The sequence below is a fragment of the Streptomyces sp. NPDC088553 genome, assembly GCF_044752965.1.
Lineage (GTDB): Bacteria > Actinomycetota > Actinomycetes > Streptomycetales > Streptomycetaceae > Streptomyces.
On sequence record NZ_JBIVMG010000002.1, the window covers coordinates 98,762 to 115,737 of the forward strand.

The window sequence follows — 16,976 nt, forward strand, 5'->3', positions numbered from 1 at the left end:
GCCACCGGGCCATCCACGTACTTCGCGCCTGTCGTGAACCTGAGCGTTGGGGGGGCAGTCCTGCGCGTGCTCCCGCAGCTGTCGAGACGGAACCGCTGGTGCGTGGCGTGCCGGCCGTCCTGGGGCGGGCAGTCGACGTGGAGCGGGCCCACGTTCCGGAGTGGCGGGGCAGCGGACGAAGGCCGCGGGAGGAGAGGCGGGATTGGGGCTTGTCGTGCGCCGGCGTCCGGTGGTGGGCTGACCTTGATCGGACGGTCCGCGGGAGGTACGGGGGGCATGGTGGGACGTCAGGAGAAGCCGCTGGACGCCGCGTCGGGACCGGTGGCCGGCTTCGCGTTCGCGTTGCGCCGGCTCCGGCAGGAGGCCGGCGGGCCCACCTACGGTGTGATGGCGCGCCGCAGCCCCTACTCGGTCGCCACACTGTCCCGTGCGGCCAGTGGGGAACAGCTGCCGACGCTGCCCGTGGTGCTGGCCTACGTGAGGGTGTGCGGGGGCGACCCCCAGGAGTGGGAGGCACGCTGGCGGCAGGTGTCCGAGGAGCTGGCCGCCGCCCAGGTTCGGAACCGGTCCGACGAGCGGCCTCCCTATCGGGGCCTGGCCCGCTTCGAGGCGGGTGACCACGCGCTCTTCTTCGGCCGCGACCAGCTGGTCGAGGACCTCGCCGGCCTCACGGCCGAGCACCGGGTCGTCACGGTCTTCGGTGCCTCCGGCAGCGGGAAGTCCTCCTTGCTGCGCGCGGGACTCATTCCCCGGCTGCGGGACGCCGGTTCGCACGGGCTGCCGTGCCCTGCCGTGGTCCGCGTCCTCACCCCGGGCGAGCACCCGCTGGACACTCACGGCTCCGCACTCGTCCCGGCCGCCGGGAACGGCGACACCTGGCTCGTGGTCGATCAGTTCGAAGAGGTCTTCACACTCTGTCACGACGAGGCGGAGCGCGCCCGGTTCATCGACGCGCTCCTCGAAGCCGGGAGCCCGGCCGGGGGCCTGCGCGTGGTGCTGGCGGTCCGGGCGGACTTCTACGCCCGCTGCCTCGATCACTCGGGCCTGGCGGCGTCGGTCCGGGACGCGAGTCTGCCCGTCGGCCGGATGACGCAGGCGGAACTCCGCCAGGCGATCACCAAGCCGGCCACCGCCCACGGCCTCGTCGTCGAACGCGCGCTGACCGAAACCCTCGTCGAAGAGGTCTCGGCCCTGACCTGCGGGCTGCCGATGCTGTCCCACGCCCTGCTGGAGACCTGGCGCGGGCGCCGGGGCCGTACCCTCACCCTGGGGGCCTACGAGCGGACGGGCGGCATACGCGGGGCCATCGCCCAGAGCGCGGAAGCGGCGTACGACGGCATGGACGCGGACCAGGCCGAGACCGCCCGGCAGGTGATGCTGCGGCTGATCACCCCTGGCGACGGCGCCCCCGACACCCGCCGGCCCACCATCCGGGCCGAGCTCGAGGCCATCGGGGACGGCCGTCAGACCCACGCGGTCCTGGAGATCCTGGCCCGTGCCCGGCTGATCACCCTTGGCGAGGACAGCGTCGACCTCGCACACGAGACACTGATCACCGCTTGGCCGCGGCTGCACGGCTGGATCGAGGCCGACCGCGAGAAACTTCGCCTGCACCGCTGGCTGACCGAGGCCGCCGCCGCGTGGGAGTCCGTCGGCCGGGACCCCGGGGTGCGGATCTCGCCCGTACGCCTCGCCCAGTTGCGTGACCCCCTGACGATGGCGAAAGGCGGCGGGAGCGAACTCACCCCCCTCGAAGCCGACTTCCTGGCAGCCGGGTCCGCCACCCATCGCCGTACCGTACGCCGCAGGCGGCTGGCTCGGGCGACGATGTCCCTGCTCGCGGTGGTGGCCTTTCTCGCCGGGACCGTCGCATGGCAACAGAGCCGTTCGGACAAGGAACGCCGGCTCCTGACCGAGGCCCTGCGCACGGCCGCCGTCGCGGACAGCCTCCGGTCCACCGACCCGGACCACGCCGCCCGACTGGGTCTCGCGGCATGGAGCATGGCCCGTACACCGGAGACGAAGGCAGCCCTGTACGCGGCCCACACCAACCGGGCCGAGCCCGACATCCAGGTGGCCACGGGTGACGCACAGCGGAAGAGCGGGTGGCTCGGACCGGACGGCACCACCCTCATCCTGCACGAGGAAGGCGCGGTGGAGCAGTGGGACCTGCGCACGAGGCGCCGTACCGCCAGGCACGCGATCGACGGCGCACCCAAGCCGCTCGCGTCGATCACGTCACGTGACGTGGAAAGGCTGGACCCCAGCGGGCGGCTGAGGCCCAGTCCGGACGGACGGTGGGCCGTCGCGACGACACACGGCGGACGCATCGACGAGCAGCCCTTCAAGCCGGTGGAGATCCGCTTGTGGGACATCGCGGCCGGTACCCGCCACACGATCGTGCGGGAGAACAAGTCGGCGGTGACCAGCACGTCGTGGGGCGGTGGCAGCCGGCTGCTGGCAGCGGCTGTGGAGGGCCGGGCGGAAGTGTGGGACGTCTCCACCAGAAGACTGGTGCTGGCCGCCGACGCGGCCGAGGACGGCTTCGATGTCGCCCTCAGCGCGGACGGGCGGCGCCTCGCCCTCTGCGCGCCCGGCGGCGTCGTCGAGATCTGGGACGTGGCCCGGCGCAGGACCGTCACGGCCCCCGACCCTGACCTTCTGCGCCTTCATGGCGGCGAATGCCCGAGGGGGACGCTCTCCCTCAGTCCCGACGGACGGAAGCTGGCCCTGAAACTCCCCACCGGGATACGGCTGATAGGCCTGTACCCCGGAGCCGACAACTCCAGCGCGGAGATCGCCGGACGCGATGTCACCGAGCTGTCCTTCAGCGCCGACGGGACCTTCCTCGCCGCGCTCCGCAAGGACGCGGTCCTGCTCTGGCGGACCGCCGATCGCGGAGGAACGTCACTGGTCTTCTCTCTGCCGCTGCCCAATGAGATGCCCTCGGACATCCGGTTCGACGCCGCGGAGGGGAAACTCCGGTACCTCCGCGCCGGCAGCCTGAGCGTGGCCACCATCGACCTCGGTCAGGCGATGCGGACCCCGTGGTCCCGGCTTCCCTCGGACCCCGTGTACACCAGCCCCGACGGCGCTCACACGATCAGCATGCGCAGGGAGGGCACGGAGTACGTCCTCGAGCAGCGTTCCCTCACCAGGGGCATGGCCGGCCCGGGAGTACGGCTGCCGCCGTTGAGCCTGCCGCAGGGGCCGGAGGGCCTCACCGATCCGGCCCGGGGCACGTTCAGCCACGACGGAAGCCTCTTCGCCTATGGCTTGCTGGATGCCGAAGGCAGGTCGGTCAGAGTGTGGGACGTCCGGGGCCGGCGGGTGCTGTCGGATCTCCCGTTGCCCGCCGGAACCAGAATGGTCATGGCCGTCGAGCCCGTCCTGCAGGAGCGAACTCCGGTCGTCTACGCCCTCCTCGGCGGGGATTCCTCGGCCGTGTGGGACCTCACGCGCCGCCGACGGATCACGGAGTTTCCCGGCGGCTCGTCGAGCATGGCGATCAGGCCCGACGGGAAGCTGCTCGTCCTCGGTGACGGGACTGTGGTGACCCTGCCCGAGGGCCTGGTCCGGCGACCGACATCGCAGCGGGAGCTCGGCTCGGCGCTGGCGTTCAGCAGGGACGGGGGCCTGTTCGCGCTGGCCGACGGTGTCGGCCGGGTGACGCTGTCGAACGGCCGGATCCAGCGGCTGGGAGTGCTCAGCGACGCCCTGCCCACGGCGGCGGGGGAACCCGCGCCCGTCACGGCGCTCGCCGTCTCCCATGACGGCTCCACCCTCGCGACCGGCGACGAGCTGGGCCGCATCCGCCTGTGGGACGTGGCATCCCGCAAGGCCCTGGGCACCACGCTCCTCAGCCCCGGGGACGAGGTCACGCGCCTGGCCTTCGGGCCGGACGGCCGTACGCTTCACTCCCAGGGCCGCTACACCGCGCCACGGGAGCACCGCGTCGCTCCTGAGGACGTGGCCGCGGCTCTGTGCGCTCGGCTCGGCGGCGGCCTGGACCGCAACCAGTGGCGTGACCAGATCGGCGAGGTGCCGTACCGCGAGAGCTGCCCGCGGACGGCCCGCGCGGTCCGATGATCCCGCGTGGGATCACGCCCGGCGCGGCCGGACGCCCTTGTCGCGGTGGTGGGTGGCGGGCGCCGCGGGCGGGATACGTCGATCGGGTGCACAGGCGGTGTGGCGTCGGGCCGTTCCGGGCCCGGTCGACTCCGATGGGCGGGTGACGGGACGAACGCGCGGTGAAGGACCGGCTCGGAGCGCGTACCTGCGCGAGGTGCGGCGCAGGCGCCGCGGCCGCGGTGCGGGCGCTCCCGATGCCGGTGGCCGTGGCCGGTCGCAGTGGCCCGTGCTCGCGGTGGCCGTCCTGCCCGGTCTGGCGGCCTTGGTGGCGCTGCTCTTCACCTGGCGGGAGGTACGGGTCGCCGAGCAGGGCCAGCTCACCGCCCGGTTCAACGACGCGATCACCAATCTCGGTTCCCCGTCGCTGGACGTGCGCTTCGGTGGGATCTACGCGCTGGAACGCATCATGCAGGACTCACCGCGCGACCAGCCCAGGATCGTCCTCGTCCTCTCCGCGTACGTACGGCGTCACGCGGGCGTTCCCGCGACCGGCTTCGTGAAGGAGCCGGCGGAACCGCAGCCGGGGCAGGAGCCGCCGGCCGACCGCCGGCCGCCCACGGACGTCGTGGCCGTGGTGGACGTGCTGGCCCGCCGCTCTCCCGGCCACGACGGGGACGCGCAGATCGACTGGAGCCGGGCGGACCTGCGGGGGCTGTCCCTCTCCACCTGGAGCTTCAAGGACATCGCGAAGGTCCCTGAGGGCGGCGCCCTCCCTGCCGAGCGTGCCCCGTTCGGGTACGTGAACCTCGAAGGGGCGGATCTGCGTCACGCCACGCTGTCGGGGGTGGATCTGAGAAGCGCCTTCGCCGGCGAGGCCAACCTGACGGGGGCGCAACTCCTGCGGTCCGACCTCCGGGACGCCGACCTGACGTTCGCGGACCTGTCCGGCGCGAACGTCGTGGACACGAACCTGGCCGGCGCGGATCTCAGTGGCGCGGTGCTGCGGGAGACGTTCCTGGGGCGACCGGACACGCTCGTGCGCCTGAATCCGAGCGACCTTTCCCGCGCCCTGCTCTGGGACGCGGACCTCACCGGTGCGAACCTGTCCGGGGCGAACCTGACGGAGGCGGTCCTGGTCGATGCCGACCTGACGGGCGCGTCCCTGGTGACCGCCCGCCTGCGCGGTGCGAAGTTCAGCACCTTGGACACGTCTCTCCAGGCGCGGATCATTTCAGGCACCGTCACGGAGAGCGCGAACCTCACCGACGCGAATCTCACGGGAGCCGATCTCAGGGGCGCCGACCTGCGCAAGGCCAACCTGACCGGGGCGATCTTGAACGGAGCCGACCTGACGGACGCGGACCTGCGGGGCGCCCGGCTCACGGGCGTGACGCTCGACGGCGCCAGGACGGAAGGGGCGCGCGGTCTGCCGAGCTAGGGCGGATGTCAGGCGGATGTGGCCGGGCGAGCCACGCCCGAGGGTCCAGGCGGCCCCGATTCGCCCGCCCCTCTGCTCGGGCGACTGCTTCACAGGCGGGCGGGGGGCCGTCGGCGAGCCCCGCCTGATGCCCGGCATCGGCGAGGACTCGGGGTGCTCGCCCATGCCGGGGAGCGGAACCCTGCTCCGGATGACGACCGAGCCGGCCCGGTGGGGCCGGCTCGGTGGGGCCGGCTCGGTGGGGCCGGCCCGGTGGATGCTGCGGGGATCGCCCTGTGGTCAGTTCGCGTTCACGAGGTCGTGGGCGGGGACGGTGACGGTCCGCCGGTTGGGGGTGCCGCCGAGGACGACCTTGCGCAGGGCGCTGTTGTTGTCGAGATTGGTCTCCTTCAGCCGCTTGGCCGGGTTGGCGAGGACCTGGATGTAGTACGTGCCGTTGGGCAGGTCCGTGATGTCGAAGGACTGGCCCGGCAGGTCCTGGGTGTAGGTGTCACCGGAGCCGACGTCCAGTACCTCGCGGACGGAGATCGAGTTCTCCTGGCCGCAGGCGGTGGACAGGTCGGTGTTGTTCGGGTGCCAGTTGGCGTTCTTCACCGTGTAGTCGACGGCGTCGGTGTTGGCGAGGCAGAAGGCCTCCTTGCCGCTGCGTACCGCTTCCTTCTTGTCGGCCTTCAGCAGCCGGTAGCTGGCGAAGTCGGTGAAGTGCCAGTGCACGTGGCCGGGGCGGGGGTCCCACTCCATGGTGCCGGTGGGCGTGTAGCCGACCTGCTTGCCCTGGGCGTCGTAGAAGTACTGGTAGGCGTCCATCTTGGCCTTGCCGGGCGAGCGGAAGCCGTCCACGACGAGCTGGGCCGGGCCGGCGTTCCAGACGTTCGCGCTGAAGGCGAGGTAGTCCTTGCCGGGGATGTCCTGGGGGCCGCCGTCGCTGATGGTGATGCCGTAGGCCGGCAGGGACCGCAGGTCGGGCTTGGGAACGTTCGGGACGGAGGGGGTCCCGGTGGGCCGCGCGGACCGGGGAGCGAGGGCGGGGGCCCTGCGCGAGCCGTCGGTCTGCCCGGGGGTGTCACCGGCGGCCTGGACGCCGGCGCGCCCTGCCTGCCGCACCTTCAGCGCCCACGGCAGGGCCGGGGGCGCGGCCTTCAGCGGCCCGTGGCCCACGTTGTACGAGGGGCCCGCGCCGCTGGTCTGCGGTGCGCCGGCCTGGGCGGGGGTCGGGGCGTGTCCCGCTCCGTGCCCGGCGTGGGCGGAGGGGGCCTGATGCGCGGAGCCGTGGCCGGCGTGTTCCCCGGCGGCGGCCGACCGGCCGTTCTCCCAGCTGCGTTCCTCGACGGTGAGCTTCACCGAGGCGGGCTTGTCGGCGATGCCGAAGAGGTCCCGGTACTTCTTGGCGACCCTGACCTTCGCCGTGTACGCGCCCGCGGCGAGTTGCACGGGCGCGGTGTAGGAGCCGGCGTAGGTGTTGGCGGCCCACCCCTTCTCGACGCCCCACACGGAGCCGAGGGTGAAGGCGTTGGTGGGGCAGCTCTCCGGATACTTCGAGGTGGCGGGCGCGTCGGGCCGGATCCGTCCACTGGCGTTGTTCGGGCAGAAGTTCTCCGCGCGGCTGACGACCACCTTGCCGTTCTTGTCCGTGACGGTGATCTCGGCGAAGCCCGGAAGTCCGGAGAAGTCCTTCACGGTGCCCAGGGGCAGCGTTTTCGCCTTGGTCCTGCCGCCCTCGAACACGGTCTGGGTGACCGTCACCGGATCCTTGTAGGACTTCCGGGTCACCTTCAGCTCCAGCGGCCGCCCCTCGGCGGTGAGGTAGGTGCCGAGGTCCAGGTAGACGCCGGGCTCCTCCTTCCACGAGGTGAGCGTGACCGAGCCGGTCGCCGCGACGAGGCTCAGTGTCGGCCCCGCGGCGGCCGTCGCCCGCTCGGGCGCGGCGGTCATGAAACCGAGGGTCACCGCCATGGCGGCGACCGCCGTGGTCCCCACGAGCAGCGGCCGCCGTAGCCGGTTGGTGCGCGTCGTACTCATCGTTCTCTCGTCCTCCGGATGCGGTGCGGAAGCAGATCGGCCGCCGGCCCGGGGGAGGTCTCCACCCCGGGGCTCACGCGGTGTGGGGCGCTCGGTGCACCCGCGCTGTGAGAGGAGGGCATGGGACGTCCGGTTGTCCGGAGAAACGAAACGTCACGATGTTGGCCGGATGACGCTCCCGCGACGAAAGCCGGACGCCGCTGCCGAAGCGGCATCTCACCATGGGAAAGAGGTCCGGTTTCGGGAAACGTCGGGAAGATCTCGGGTGGCCCGAAAACACCGGTCGCGATCCGGTGCGGCAGGGAATCACCCGGGGCGGCGTGGATGCGGCTGATACGGGGACCCAGCCGAACAGACAGTCGGGAGGCCGCACATGACGTCCCGACAGATCGCGCCACGGTCGGACAGGAGCAGCCAGGACCGGACAGATGATCGATACGTCCCGGTCCTTCACCGTCCGGCTCCGGGCCGGTCCGTCGGCCGATGGTCCCGCGGGTCGGGCCGCACGCCCTCCCTTCCGAGGCGGCGAGGTCGGGCGGGACGAGGCGGTGCGGCGCGCGACGCAGCAGGGGGGAGGCGCGGCAGGGCGGGACCTCGCGCCCCGTCGTACCAGGGTCGGATCCCGTCGCAGGCGATCCGTAGACGGCGCGGCCCGCGCAGTACGGCGTTCTGGCGGCACGGGGGCGGGTCGTCGAGCAGGCGTGGGTTCTCCAGTCTCCGTGCCGGCTCCGACAGCGCGAGTTGGGCCTCCAGTCGGGCGAGCAGTGCGCCGAAGCAGCCGTGGGTGCCGCTGCCCAGGCCGAGGTGCTGGATGTCCGGGCGGTCCGGGTCGAAGCGGTCCGGGTTCTCGAACCGCTGCGGGTCGCGGTTGCCGGACGCCAGGACCAGCCAGAGGGTGGAGCCCTTGGGGACGGTGACGCCCCGGACCTCGATGTCGGCGAGGGTGGTGCGCCCCGGAAGCAGTGGCACCGGCGGCTCGAAGCGGAGCAGTTCCTCGACGGCGCAGGGGGCTCGACCGGGCCATTGGAGAGGACCGATCCCGTGGTGCGCCTTGCCGTCGATCTCAACCGCTGTCAGGGGTACGCGCAGTGCGCGTTCCTCGCCCCCGAGGTCTTCACCACGCACGGCGACGAGGTGCTGCTCTACGACTCGGACCCCGACGAGGCGCAGCGCGAGAGGCTGGCCCAGGCCGCCGCGGCCTGCCCGGTGCGGTCCATTCTCGTCGAGGGAGGACCGATCGAGTGACCGGTGCGGCCGGATCAGGTCGAGGCGGCGGGCGGTGACGCGGCGGTGGGCCCGCCCTTCGGCTCCTGTGCCGTCCGCGCGCCCGTATCCCGTCCTCGGTCTCCGTCGACGCGAACGCCGGAGGGGGAGCCGCACCGTCGGCGGGCCAGTTCGCCCGGCCCGTGCGGGGAGACCGGCACCCGAGTGCTGTGCGGCCGGGGCTGGGCGCTCGCCGGCGACCGGGTCGACGGCCGCGACGGCACGGCGGCGGTGCTCGCCGGCGCCGTCGAGGCCCGGCTGCCGCTGCCGAGCCGCGTCGAGGCCGACGGCCGCCCGGTCGCCGAACGGCACCCCGCCGCGCTGCTGCGGGCCGCCTTCGAGGTGTACGGGCGTCCTTCGCCGAGCAGCCGCGGGCCGCGTACGCGGCGGCCGTCGTCGACACGCGCACGACACCGGTCCTGGTGCTCGCCGCCGACGACCCGGGCACGGTCCCGCTGTACTACGACTGGAGCACCACCCGCGAGGTGCTGTCTTTCTCCACCGAGGTCCCGGCGCTGCTCGCGCTGCTCCCGGACCCGCCATCCCTGTCGACGCCCGGCCTCGACGCGTACCTCACCATCGGCGCCGTACTGGGCGGGGCCACTCTGTTCGAGGGCGTACGGCTGCTCGCGCCGGGCACGACCGCCGTGTGCGAACGCGGGCGCGCGCCACGGCTGATCCGGCGGGAGCGGGCGGGGGCTCGGAGGGTCCCGGGGCCGGGGTCACCGGACCGGGAGCTCGCGGGCACCCCGACATCGCGCACCGGCTGCTGCGCCTGCTCGTCCTGCTCGGGGTGTTCGAGACGGACCCGGACGGCGCCCTCCGTGACATCGTGGCGTCATGACCATCGTGGTTCGCCCTGCTTCCGTCTTCGAGGATGTCCGTACCCTGGTCGGTCCGAAGTCACCCGGGGCCAACGTCTGCTGGTGCCTGAGCTACCGGATCCCGTCCAAGCTCAACAACGAACTCCGTGGGCCGGCCCGCGGCGAGTACGTGGCCGAGCTGTGTCGGTCGACGCCTGCTCCGGGGGTGCTCGCCTACGACGGTGACGAGCCGGTCGGATGGGCCGCCGTGGCGCCACGCTCGGACACCTCCTTCGCGCACAGCCGCAAGATCCCGCACGTGGACGACCTGGCGGTGTGGTCGCTGTGGTGCATCCGCGTACGCCCCGGACATCGCAAGAGAGGGATCTCGCACGCCCTCATCGCCGGCGCGGTCGAGTTCGCCCGCACTCACGGCGCACCGGCGATCGAGGCGTACCCGATCGACAACGGCGGTGCCAGGGTCGACCTGACGATGGCGTACGCCGGGATCCGGAAGAACTTCGAACGCGCCGGGTTCACTCACGCCGCCGACACCACTTCGGTACTGGCCGGCCTCCCCCGGGTCGTGATGCGACTCGATCTACGCTGATCCGCGCTGAGGCCTCCGCGGCCGGCAGACCAGCGGTCAGCGCGCGAACGCGGTCACGACACAGCGGGGACGGCCGAGAGAAGATCCCCAGACACAGACGGCACGGACGGCAGACTGGCCAGACGGACAGACGGACCAGACGGACCAGACGGCTGAAGCTGCCGGAACGGCCACGGCCACGGCCACCGGTACCGACGCCGTCCCTTCCCGAGCGTCCTGTCCCCGAAGCGGGGGTGATCCCTCCCCCGCCCGGGCGTACCCGCGCATGAGCCCGGGGCCGTACGGGCAGGCGGGTTGTCCAGAGGTCACTTGTGCGGCGGCGACGGGACGAGGTGGGGCGTGGCACGCGGCGAACGACGGCACGACAAGGGCGAGGGGCTGCTCGCGCGCGTCCGGCGCGACCCCTTCGCCGTCCAGACCGTACGGTCCACCGCGGCCGCCACCCTCAGCTACGTCGTCGCCCTCCAGCTCAGCAGGGAACCGGTCCCCCTCACCGCACCCCTCACCGCCCTCCTCGTCGTGCAGGTCACGCTCTACTCCACCGTGACGACCAGCCTGCGCCGCGTGACCTCCGTCGTCGTCGGCGTCCTCATCGCCATCGCGTTCAGCGCCGTCGTCGGCCTCTCCTGGTGGAGTCTCGCCCTCGTGATCCTCGCCTCGCTGCTCGTCGGCCGGCTCGTCAGGGTCGAGGAGTTCATCCCCGAGGTCGCCATCAGCGCCATGCTCGTCCTCGGCGTCACCCAGGTCTCCGACACCGCCTGGGACCGCGTCCTGGAGACCCTCATCGGCGCCGTCGTCGGCATGCTCTTCAACCTGCTTCTCGCCCCACCCGTCTGGGTCGACACCGCGGGCGAATCCATCGAGGACCTGGCCCGGCGGATGCGGCTGCTGCTCCTGGACGTGGCGGACGAGTTCACCGGCGCACCCCCCGTCGAGCAGGCGGCCACCCGGCTCCACGAAGCCCGCCGCCTCGACAACGACGTCGCCGACGTCGACGGGGCCCTGAGGACCGCCGAGGACAGCCTGCGGTTCAACCCCCGCGTCAAGGAAGGCCTCCTGCACCGGGTGGTGCTGCGTACCGGCCTCGACACCCTGGAAATCTGCGCCGTCGTCCTGCGCGTCCTCGCCCGCACCCTCACCGACCTGGCCAAACACCGCAACGGGCACCAGCTGCTGCCCGACCCTGCCGCCCTGGCCATCCGGGAGACCGCCCAGTACACCGCCGACGCCCTCGTCAGCTTCGCCGTACTCGTCACCGCGCCCGGCAGCAAGGACGCCGAGGCCGCGGAGACCCGGCTCGCGGGCGAGCTGCAAGCGGCCAGATCATGCAGAGACCACGCCGCCGACCGGCTCCTCGCCCTCGCCCTCGCCGACCCGGGCCGCTGGCAGCTGTACGGGGCACTGCTCACCGAGGTCGACCGGATCCTCGACGAACTCGACCCCGAACATCGCGGCCAGCGGCTGATGGAAGAACTCGACCGACGGGTCCGTGAACGCACTGACCGCAGGCGCCGCCTCGCCCTCCGCGACCGACGGGACACGCGCCGGCGCACTCGCACGGACGGATGACCACCCGCGAGGGGTACGCCCGACCGGGTACGCGCGCTGGTCACCCCGTGCGACGGAACTCGGCCGGGCGGGACGACGAGGACGATGGGGAGGGCTGAACGTACTCAGGGGCAGGGCTGGCTGACCGTACTCAGGGGGAGGGCGTGCGCAGTCCTGTGAGGAGCGCTCGACGCGTGATCTGCCGTTGCCGGGCGTCCGAAGGTCGAGCCGGCCATCCGCATGCACGCCGCCATGTCGTCGGCGGCACGGGGAGGTGCGGGTGCCGAAGCACGTGGCGGCACCGGCGGACCGCCTCGCCGTCATCCCCGACGGCGTGGACTCGGCCACCGCGTCCACGCTCCCCCCGGCCGGACGCGTCGCCCGCCGGATGCTCGCGGACGCGTCGACGCTCTGGGCTCTGAACCGGCTCCGCCGACATCAGCCGTTCGGTGCCTCGAACGTATGCACCGCGGTCCGGAAGGCTCCCCACCCGGGCTGAGCAGGGTTGATCAGCACCACGAAGTCCGGCAGGGCTCCCGGAACGGGACGCCCGGCCTCGTCCTGGCTGCCGGCTTCCGCCTGCCAGTCGATCAAGTGGACGACCACGGCATGACGGCCTTCGGAAACGGGGTGCTCGACCACGCCGTCCGAGGCATCTCCGCCGACGTCTTCGATGCCACCCACGAGCGCGCGCCCGCTGGAGACGAAGAGGTAGGGCTGGGAAGCGACCAGCTGGTGGGCGGTCTCCCGCTCGGTCAACCCGGCCGGCGCGGCCGCAGTACCCGAACGGACCAGAACACCGAACACGCCGTCCCCGCCGACATTGAGCGGAACAAGAGCGCCCGCCCGGATATGACGGACGATGTCCTCGTCCTCCAGGAGTTCGTCCTCCCAGCTGTCGTCATCGACGATGGCGTCGAAACGCTCCGGATCCCACAGAACGAGCATTCCGGCATCCGTGGCCACCGCCACCGGCACCTCATGACGGGGTTGCCGAGCAGCCACTCAGTCCTCCGGTCGTCTCACTCGTCACATTCGAATCGCCTGATTCTCCCCGCACAAAACTACGACAGACCTGACGGGTCCGCGCCACCCTCACCGGGGCCGCTTCGGACCGCCCGACGGGGCCGCGGCTCGAACCGTCACGGCGGGCTGACGGTCACCGAGGGGTGAGCAGGCAGAACTCGTTGCCCTCCGGGTCGGCCAGAACCGTCCAGGAGATCGCGGACCGGTCGATACCGGGGTCGGTGGCGCCCAGAGCGCGCAGTCGGGCTTCCTCCGCGGCCAGGTCGTCACCGGGGTAGGGGCAGACGTCGAGGTGGACGCGGTTCCACACGCTCTTGGTGTCGGGGGTACGGACAAACTCCAGGTAGGGGCCGACGCCTTGGGCGGACCGCATGGAGGCGTGGTCGTCGGCGACCTCGTGCAGCGTCCAGTCCATCGCCTGGTCCCAGAAGCGGGCCATCCCTCGTGGGTCGGTGCAGTCGACCACCACTGCTGCGATCGGCCCGGTGTCCTGGTAGATCGGACGGGGCTCCAGGACGCAGAACTCGTTGCCCTCCGGGTCGGCCATGACCGTCCAGGGAACGTCGCCCTGACCCACGTCGGCGAGCGTCGCGCCGAGGTCCTTCAGGCGTGCGACCAACTCCGCGTGATGGGCCGTCGAGGTGGTGGCCAGATCAAGGTGCACCCGGTTCTTGACCGTCTTGGGTTCCGGGCGGGCGATGATGTCGATGCAGACGGCCACGGGGTCGGGGTAGGCGAACCCCACCGGTTCGAGATTGGTCACGCCGGGCCCCTCGCTGTCGACACCCCAACCGAGTGCCTCCGCCCAGAACCGGCCGAGCGCGGAGTCGTCCTGGGCCTTCATGTTGATCTGCACGAGTCTTGTAGCCATGCGGCAGATCCTAGAAGCCGCCGCCGGGCGACCGGCTTCAGCTCAAGGCCCTACAGACGAACTGCCCTGGACTGGACGCACTCGCGGGGCACGTGCGCTCCTTCGCCCACATGCTCACTCAGCTGCGAGGCCACCACCTGCCGACGTGGAACCGGGCAGCGGCCACCACCGACTTACCCAGCCTCCAACGATTTGCCCGGCGTCTGGAGCGTGACCTCGAAGCGGTCACTGCCGGACCCTCACCGCCGTGGAACTCCGGAGTGGTCGAGGGCCATGTCCACCGGATCAGGATGCTGAAGCGCCAGATGTTCGGCCGCGCAGGCTTCCAGCTCCTCCGCGAGCGGGTCGCGCTCTCCTGAAATCGCTCAGGACTCATCGTCGATGAGCCCGAAGCTCTCCGGGAAATCTGCCAGGAACTCACGGCGAGCCAGGTGGGTCTCGGCGGCTGCCATCTCCCCGACCAGGGAGATCAGTTCCTGCTGCTGATCATTCGACAGCGTGCTGAGCACCTGGGCGACTCCCTCCGCCGCCTTGACCGCGTCGTCCGGATCGATCTGATCATCGTCGCTGCCATCGATGAACCACAGGACATCGACCAAAGCCTCGGCCAAGGCACGAGTGAGGGATGGGTACGAGGACGTCACGAGACGCTCCCACAAGATCAAAAGCGCAGTCCGGCCATTCCACCACACACCACTGACATCACTGTCGGGCCGCGCTTCTGACGAGTGGGGCCAGAAGGCGTTTCTGCCGCTACACCTGGGTCCCGACCGCGGAGGGTCGCTGAAGCCGGGTCATCGTGCGGAGAAGTTCGAATCCGGCGCGCCCATAAAGCTGCCGCTTGATCTTCTTGATGGGATTGACGGTGTGATGCCCCTGCTGTTCTGCCCCGCAGCCGCCATTCGCGTCCAGTCACCGACTGCTCCGCGCACAGGCGCCGCGGGGCGCACCGTCGGGACCAGCGCTCAGCGCAGTGTGATCCTGCCGATGACAGGTAGATGGTCGCTGCCGGTGCCGGGCAAGGCGCGAACGTGGGCGACGGTCGCAGAGCGGGCCATGACCTGGTCGATCCGGGCCAGTGGGAAGGCGGCGGGGAAGCTGAAGGCGAAGCCCCGTTCCGCCATGTTCATCCGTGAGGTCAGCGGGTCCAGCCCGCGGTCATCGGCCGTGCCATTGAGGTCGCCCAACAGGATCACCGTCCGCACCTCCTCAGCCGCGAGGGCCTTGCCCAGCAGGCCGGCGCTCTCGTCACGCCAGGAAGACGCGAGACCGCTCGCCCGCACGCGTACCGAGGGCAGGTGCGCGACGTACGCCGCGATCTCCCCGCGCGGCGTGTGGACCACGGCCCGCAGCCCACGGCTCCACGGCCCGGCAACCCCCTGCGGTTTGACATCCAGCAGCCGCACACCGGTCAGCGGATGCTTCGACCACAGCCCTACGGTGCCCCGGACCGCGTGGTACGGGTAGGCCGGGGCGAGTGTCTTCTCGTAGACCCGCAGCGCCGGGGGAACCAATTCCTCCAGCGCGATCAGATCGGGCTCGGCGTCAGCCAGGGCAAGGGCCGTGCCCGCGGGGTCGGGGTTCTCGTCGCTGACGTTGTGCTGCACCACCAGCAGATCGTGTGCGCCAGGCTTCCCGCCGGGAAGGAGCAGCCCGCCGAAGAGGTACGTCCAGGCTGCCGTCGGCAACAGCAGGGCCACCAGCGCGGTGGCCGAACGGCGCAGCAGCGCCACGCCGAACAGGACCGCGACAGGCAGGCCGAGCCATGGCAGGAACACCTCCAGCAAACTGCCCAGACGGCCCGGGGAGTTGGGCACCGCCCGGTGGAACGCCAGCAGCATGGCCGTCAGCACGGCGCATGCGGCAGGCACCCTCCCCCGTGTCCAGACCGATCGTCCCCTCACTTCCCCGATCGCACCCGCACCCGTACCTTCACCTTCGCCTTCACCCGGAACCCACCGCCCGGCCCGGCACCGCGCCCACCGGGGCACCGCCGCCCTCGGCATCGACGTCACACCGCTGTCCGCCCGCTCCACCCGGCTTCCCATCCACTCGACTCTGTCCCCCAAGACGAGCCACCGGGCGAATCAGTTTCCGCATCCCGTCAACGCCCGTCACCTACGCCGGCGGGCAAGCAGTACCGGGCGGCCTCAAGGGCGCGCTTGGTGTAGGGACCATCTCGGCGATCGTGCGGCGTCGGCCTGCTTGGTGCGGACGAAGAGGGTCAGGGTCAGGTGGATGGCGACCACGCGACACCGGCCGCTACGCGACGCCCTCAGCACCTTGGAACCGCCGCACGCAAAGCCTGGGCCGACCGTGTTGCCGGTGATGCCGTGACCGAAGACGCCACCATTCTGGGTGCCGACGACATGCGGTAGGCAGGCGAGGCGGACGGTGCACGACGGGGCGCAGGCCGAGAACCAGCACCGACGAAGCCGTCGCCACCTGGACTCAGCCCCTGGCCTTCCTGGAGGGTACGACCCGTAACCAGACCCACGTCATCCACGGCGCCTGGGAGGAGGCCGCCCGACCTGGAAACAGCCGTATCAAGGATGCTGAAGAATGAAGTTCACCGTAACCCCTCAGAACGTGACCAGTGCCTACGGACTGAACGGCGTCACCTACTTCCCGCACAGCCGCATCGCCGACCTTGACCCGCGCACCGCCGGTTTCCTGAGCACCGTCGGCCTCCCGACCTCCGAGGTGTTCACCTCTCGCATGGACGTCGAAGACCCGTACGGCCCGGACGTGGACTCCATCACACTCGGCAGCCGGTTCGACCACTTCGGGCTGCAGTGCCCCCTCGAGAGTCGCTCGTGGTGGAGCCTGGGTTTCCTGTTCACCTCGCTGCTCGCTCTCGACCCGAAGTCAGGCAAGGTCTATGCCTTCCCCCAGGGCGCGGTCGACTACATCGAACTCCACCGCGATATCGAGTCGCTCGTCTTCGCCCTCATCGAACTCCGGAAGCTCGAGAACGACCACGAAGCCGATGCCGACCCCGAGGAGCTCGCCGCCCGGTTCCGCGAAGTGGTCGAAGCCTTCGACCCCACCCCGTTCGAGAACGAAGACTCCCAGTGGAACCTGTCCCTCGAAGAGCTCGAGCACGGCATCTGGTAGCGCCCCGACCGGTTCGGGGCCGAGCGGACCGAGTCCCGCACCACGTGCCGAGACAGCCACCGCGAGCGCACCCTGGCCGTGCAGCCAGGCCTGGCAGCGAGTGCGGGCGGGGAGGCACTCGGTCGTTGTGGCGATGGCCTCGGACAAGGCGCCGCGGGCGGGCTCGGGCCACCAGGCGTCGGCGTGTCCATCGTGGTGCACGACCGCTGT

Annotated in this window: 12 protein-coding genes and 2 pseudogenes; 8 read left to right on the top strand and 6 right to left on the bottom strand. The window is 71.4% G+C overall.

Features of this window, described 5'->3' with window-relative positions; all coding sequences use genetic code 11:
- The first annotated feature begins 276 nt into the window (after positions 1-276).
- Together ACIP8Z_RS05620 and ACIP8Z_RS05625 are read left to right on the top strand one after the other, a co-directional pair.
- Positions 277-4,089 carry a helix-turn-helix domain-containing protein gene (locus tag ACIP8Z_RS05620; protein ID WP_402079133.1) on the top strand — a complete coding sequence of 1,271 codons (3,813 nt, stop codon included), beginning with the start codon at positions 277-279 and terminating at the stop codon, positions 4,087-4,089.
- Positions 4,090-4,231: 142 nt separating this feature from the next.
- Positions 4,232-5,509: a pentapeptide repeat-containing protein gene (locus tag ACIP8Z_RS05625; RefSeq protein ID WP_402079136.1), complete on the top strand. Its 1,278-nt coding sequence runs from the start codon at positions 4,232-4,234 to the stop codon at positions 5,507-5,509.
- A gap of 279 nt (positions 5,510-5,788) precedes the next feature.
- Here the strand turns inward: ACIP8Z_RS05625 and ACIP8Z_RS05630 are convergent, their stop codons facing one another.
- Positions 5,789-7,528, bottom strand: a complete 1,740-nt coding sequence (locus ACIP8Z_RS05630) for a lysyl oxidase family protein (protein WP_402079138.1) — start codon at positions 7,526-7,528, stop codon at positions 5,789-5,791.
- Positions 7,529-8,140: 612 nt separating this feature from the next.
- Positions 8,141-8,530, bottom strand: a pseudogene (locus ACIP8Z_RS05635) (cytochrome P450); the annotation flags it as partial.
- Between the two features lie 42 nt (positions 8,531-8,572).
- Here ACIP8Z_RS05635 and ACIP8Z_RS05640 point away from each other — a divergent pair.
- The 4 genes from ACIP8Z_RS05640 (at position 8,573) to ACIP8Z_RS05655 (ending at position 11,773) form a co-directional block, all read left to right on the top strand.
- The gene (locus tag ACIP8Z_RS05640) at positions 8,573-8,773 is read left to right on the top strand and encodes a ferredoxin (RefSeq protein ID WP_402080783.1); all 201 of its coding nucleotides are present in this window, start codon (positions 8,573-8,575) and stop codon (positions 8,771-8,773) included.
- Between the two features lie 667 nt (positions 8,774-9,440).
- Complete coding sequence (locus ACIP8Z_RS05645) at positions 9,441-9,635, top strand: hypothetical protein (RefSeq protein ID WP_402079141.1); 195 nt, start codon at positions 9,441-9,443, stop codon at positions 9,633-9,635.
- Positions 9,632-10,204 carry a GNAT family N-acetyltransferase gene (locus ACIP8Z_RS05650; RefSeq protein ID WP_402079144.1) on the top strand — a complete coding sequence of 191 codons (573 nt, stop codon included), beginning with the start codon at positions 9,632-9,634 and terminating at the stop codon, positions 10,202-10,204. The genes ACIP8Z_RS05645 and ACIP8Z_RS05650 overlap by 4 nt, the downstream gene beginning before the upstream one ends.
- Before the next feature lie 339 nt (positions 10,205-10,543).
- On the top strand, positions 10,544-11,773 hold the full coding sequence (locus ACIP8Z_RS05655; protein WP_402079147.1) for an aromatic acid exporter family protein: 1,230 nt from the start codon (positions 10,544-10,546) through the stop codon (positions 11,771-11,773).
- A 417-nt stretch (positions 11,774-12,190) separates the two neighbouring features.
- Here ACIP8Z_RS05655 and ACIP8Z_RS05660 read toward each other — a convergent pair whose 3' ends face one another.
- Both ACIP8Z_RS05660 and ACIP8Z_RS05665 read right to left on the bottom strand, forming a co-directional pair.
- A complete protein-coding gene (locus tag ACIP8Z_RS05660) occupies positions 12,191-12,718 on the bottom strand; it encodes a hypothetical protein (protein ID WP_402079149.1) in 528 nt (175 codons plus the stop codon).
- Positions 12,719-12,911: 193 nt separating this feature from the next.
- Complete coding sequence (locus tag ACIP8Z_RS05665; RefSeq protein ID WP_402079152.1) at positions 12,912-13,649, bottom strand: VOC family protein; 738 nt, start codon at positions 13,647-13,649, stop codon at positions 12,912-12,914.
- 29 nt (positions 13,650-13,678) lie between these two features.
- On the opposite strand from ACIP8Z_RS05665, the pseudogene ACIP8Z_RS05670 reads away from it, so the two are divergent.
- Positions 13,679-14,008 (top strand): annotated as a pseudogene (locus tag ACIP8Z_RS05670) (transposase); the annotation flags it as partial.
- Positions 14,009-14,014: 6 nt separating this feature from the next.
- Here the strand turns inward: ACIP8Z_RS05670 and ACIP8Z_RS05675 are convergent.
- Both ACIP8Z_RS05675 and ACIP8Z_RS05680 read right to left on the bottom strand, forming a co-directional pair.
- Entirely contained in the window at positions 14,015-14,260 is a 246-nt protein-coding gene (locus ACIP8Z_RS05675; protein ID WP_402079155.1) for a hypothetical protein, read from the bottom strand.
- A gap of 354 nt (positions 14,261-14,614) precedes the next feature.
- Positions 14,615-15,490: an endonuclease/exonuclease/phosphatase family protein gene (locus tag ACIP8Z_RS05680; protein ID WP_402079157.1), complete on the bottom strand. Its 876-nt coding sequence runs from the start codon at positions 15,488-15,490 to the stop codon at positions 14,615-14,617.
- Positions 15,491-16,211: 721 nt separating this feature from the next.
- Between ACIP8Z_RS05680 and ACIP8Z_RS05685 the strand changes: the two genes are divergently transcribed.
- Positions 16,212-16,766: an SUKH-4 family immunity protein gene (locus ACIP8Z_RS05685; protein ID WP_402079159.1), complete on the top strand. Its 555-nt coding sequence runs from the start codon at positions 16,212-16,214 to the stop codon at positions 16,764-16,766.
- Positions 16,767-16,976 lie beyond the last annotated feature (210 nt).

Excerpts from the sequence above, each read along its gene's own strand:
- ACIP8Z_RS05685 (WP_402079159.1), top strand. The coding sequence starts at position 16,212 with ATGAAGTTCACCGTAACCCCTCAGAACGTGACCAGTGCCTACGGACTG.
- ACIP8Z_RS05630 (WP_402079138.1), bottom strand. The coding sequence starts at position 7,528 with ATGAGTACGACGCGCACCAACCGGCTACGGCGGCCGCTGCTCGTGGGG.
- ACIP8Z_RS05650 (WP_402079144.1), top strand. The coding sequence starts at position 9,632 with ATGACCATCGTGGTTCGCCCTGCTTCCGTCTTCGAGGATGTCCGTACC.
- ACIP8Z_RS05680 (WP_402079157.1), bottom strand. The coding sequence starts at position 15,490 with ATGCTGCTGGCGTTCCACCGGGCGGTGCCCAACTCCCCGGGCCGTCTG.
- ACIP8Z_RS05620 (WP_402079133.1), top strand. The coding sequence starts at position 277 with ATGGTGGGACGTCAGGAGAAGCCGCTGGACGCCGCGTCGGGACCGGTG.
- ACIP8Z_RS05665 (WP_402079152.1), bottom strand. The coding sequence starts at position 13,649 with ATGGCTACAAGACTCGTGCAGATCAACATGAAGGCCCAGGACGACTCC.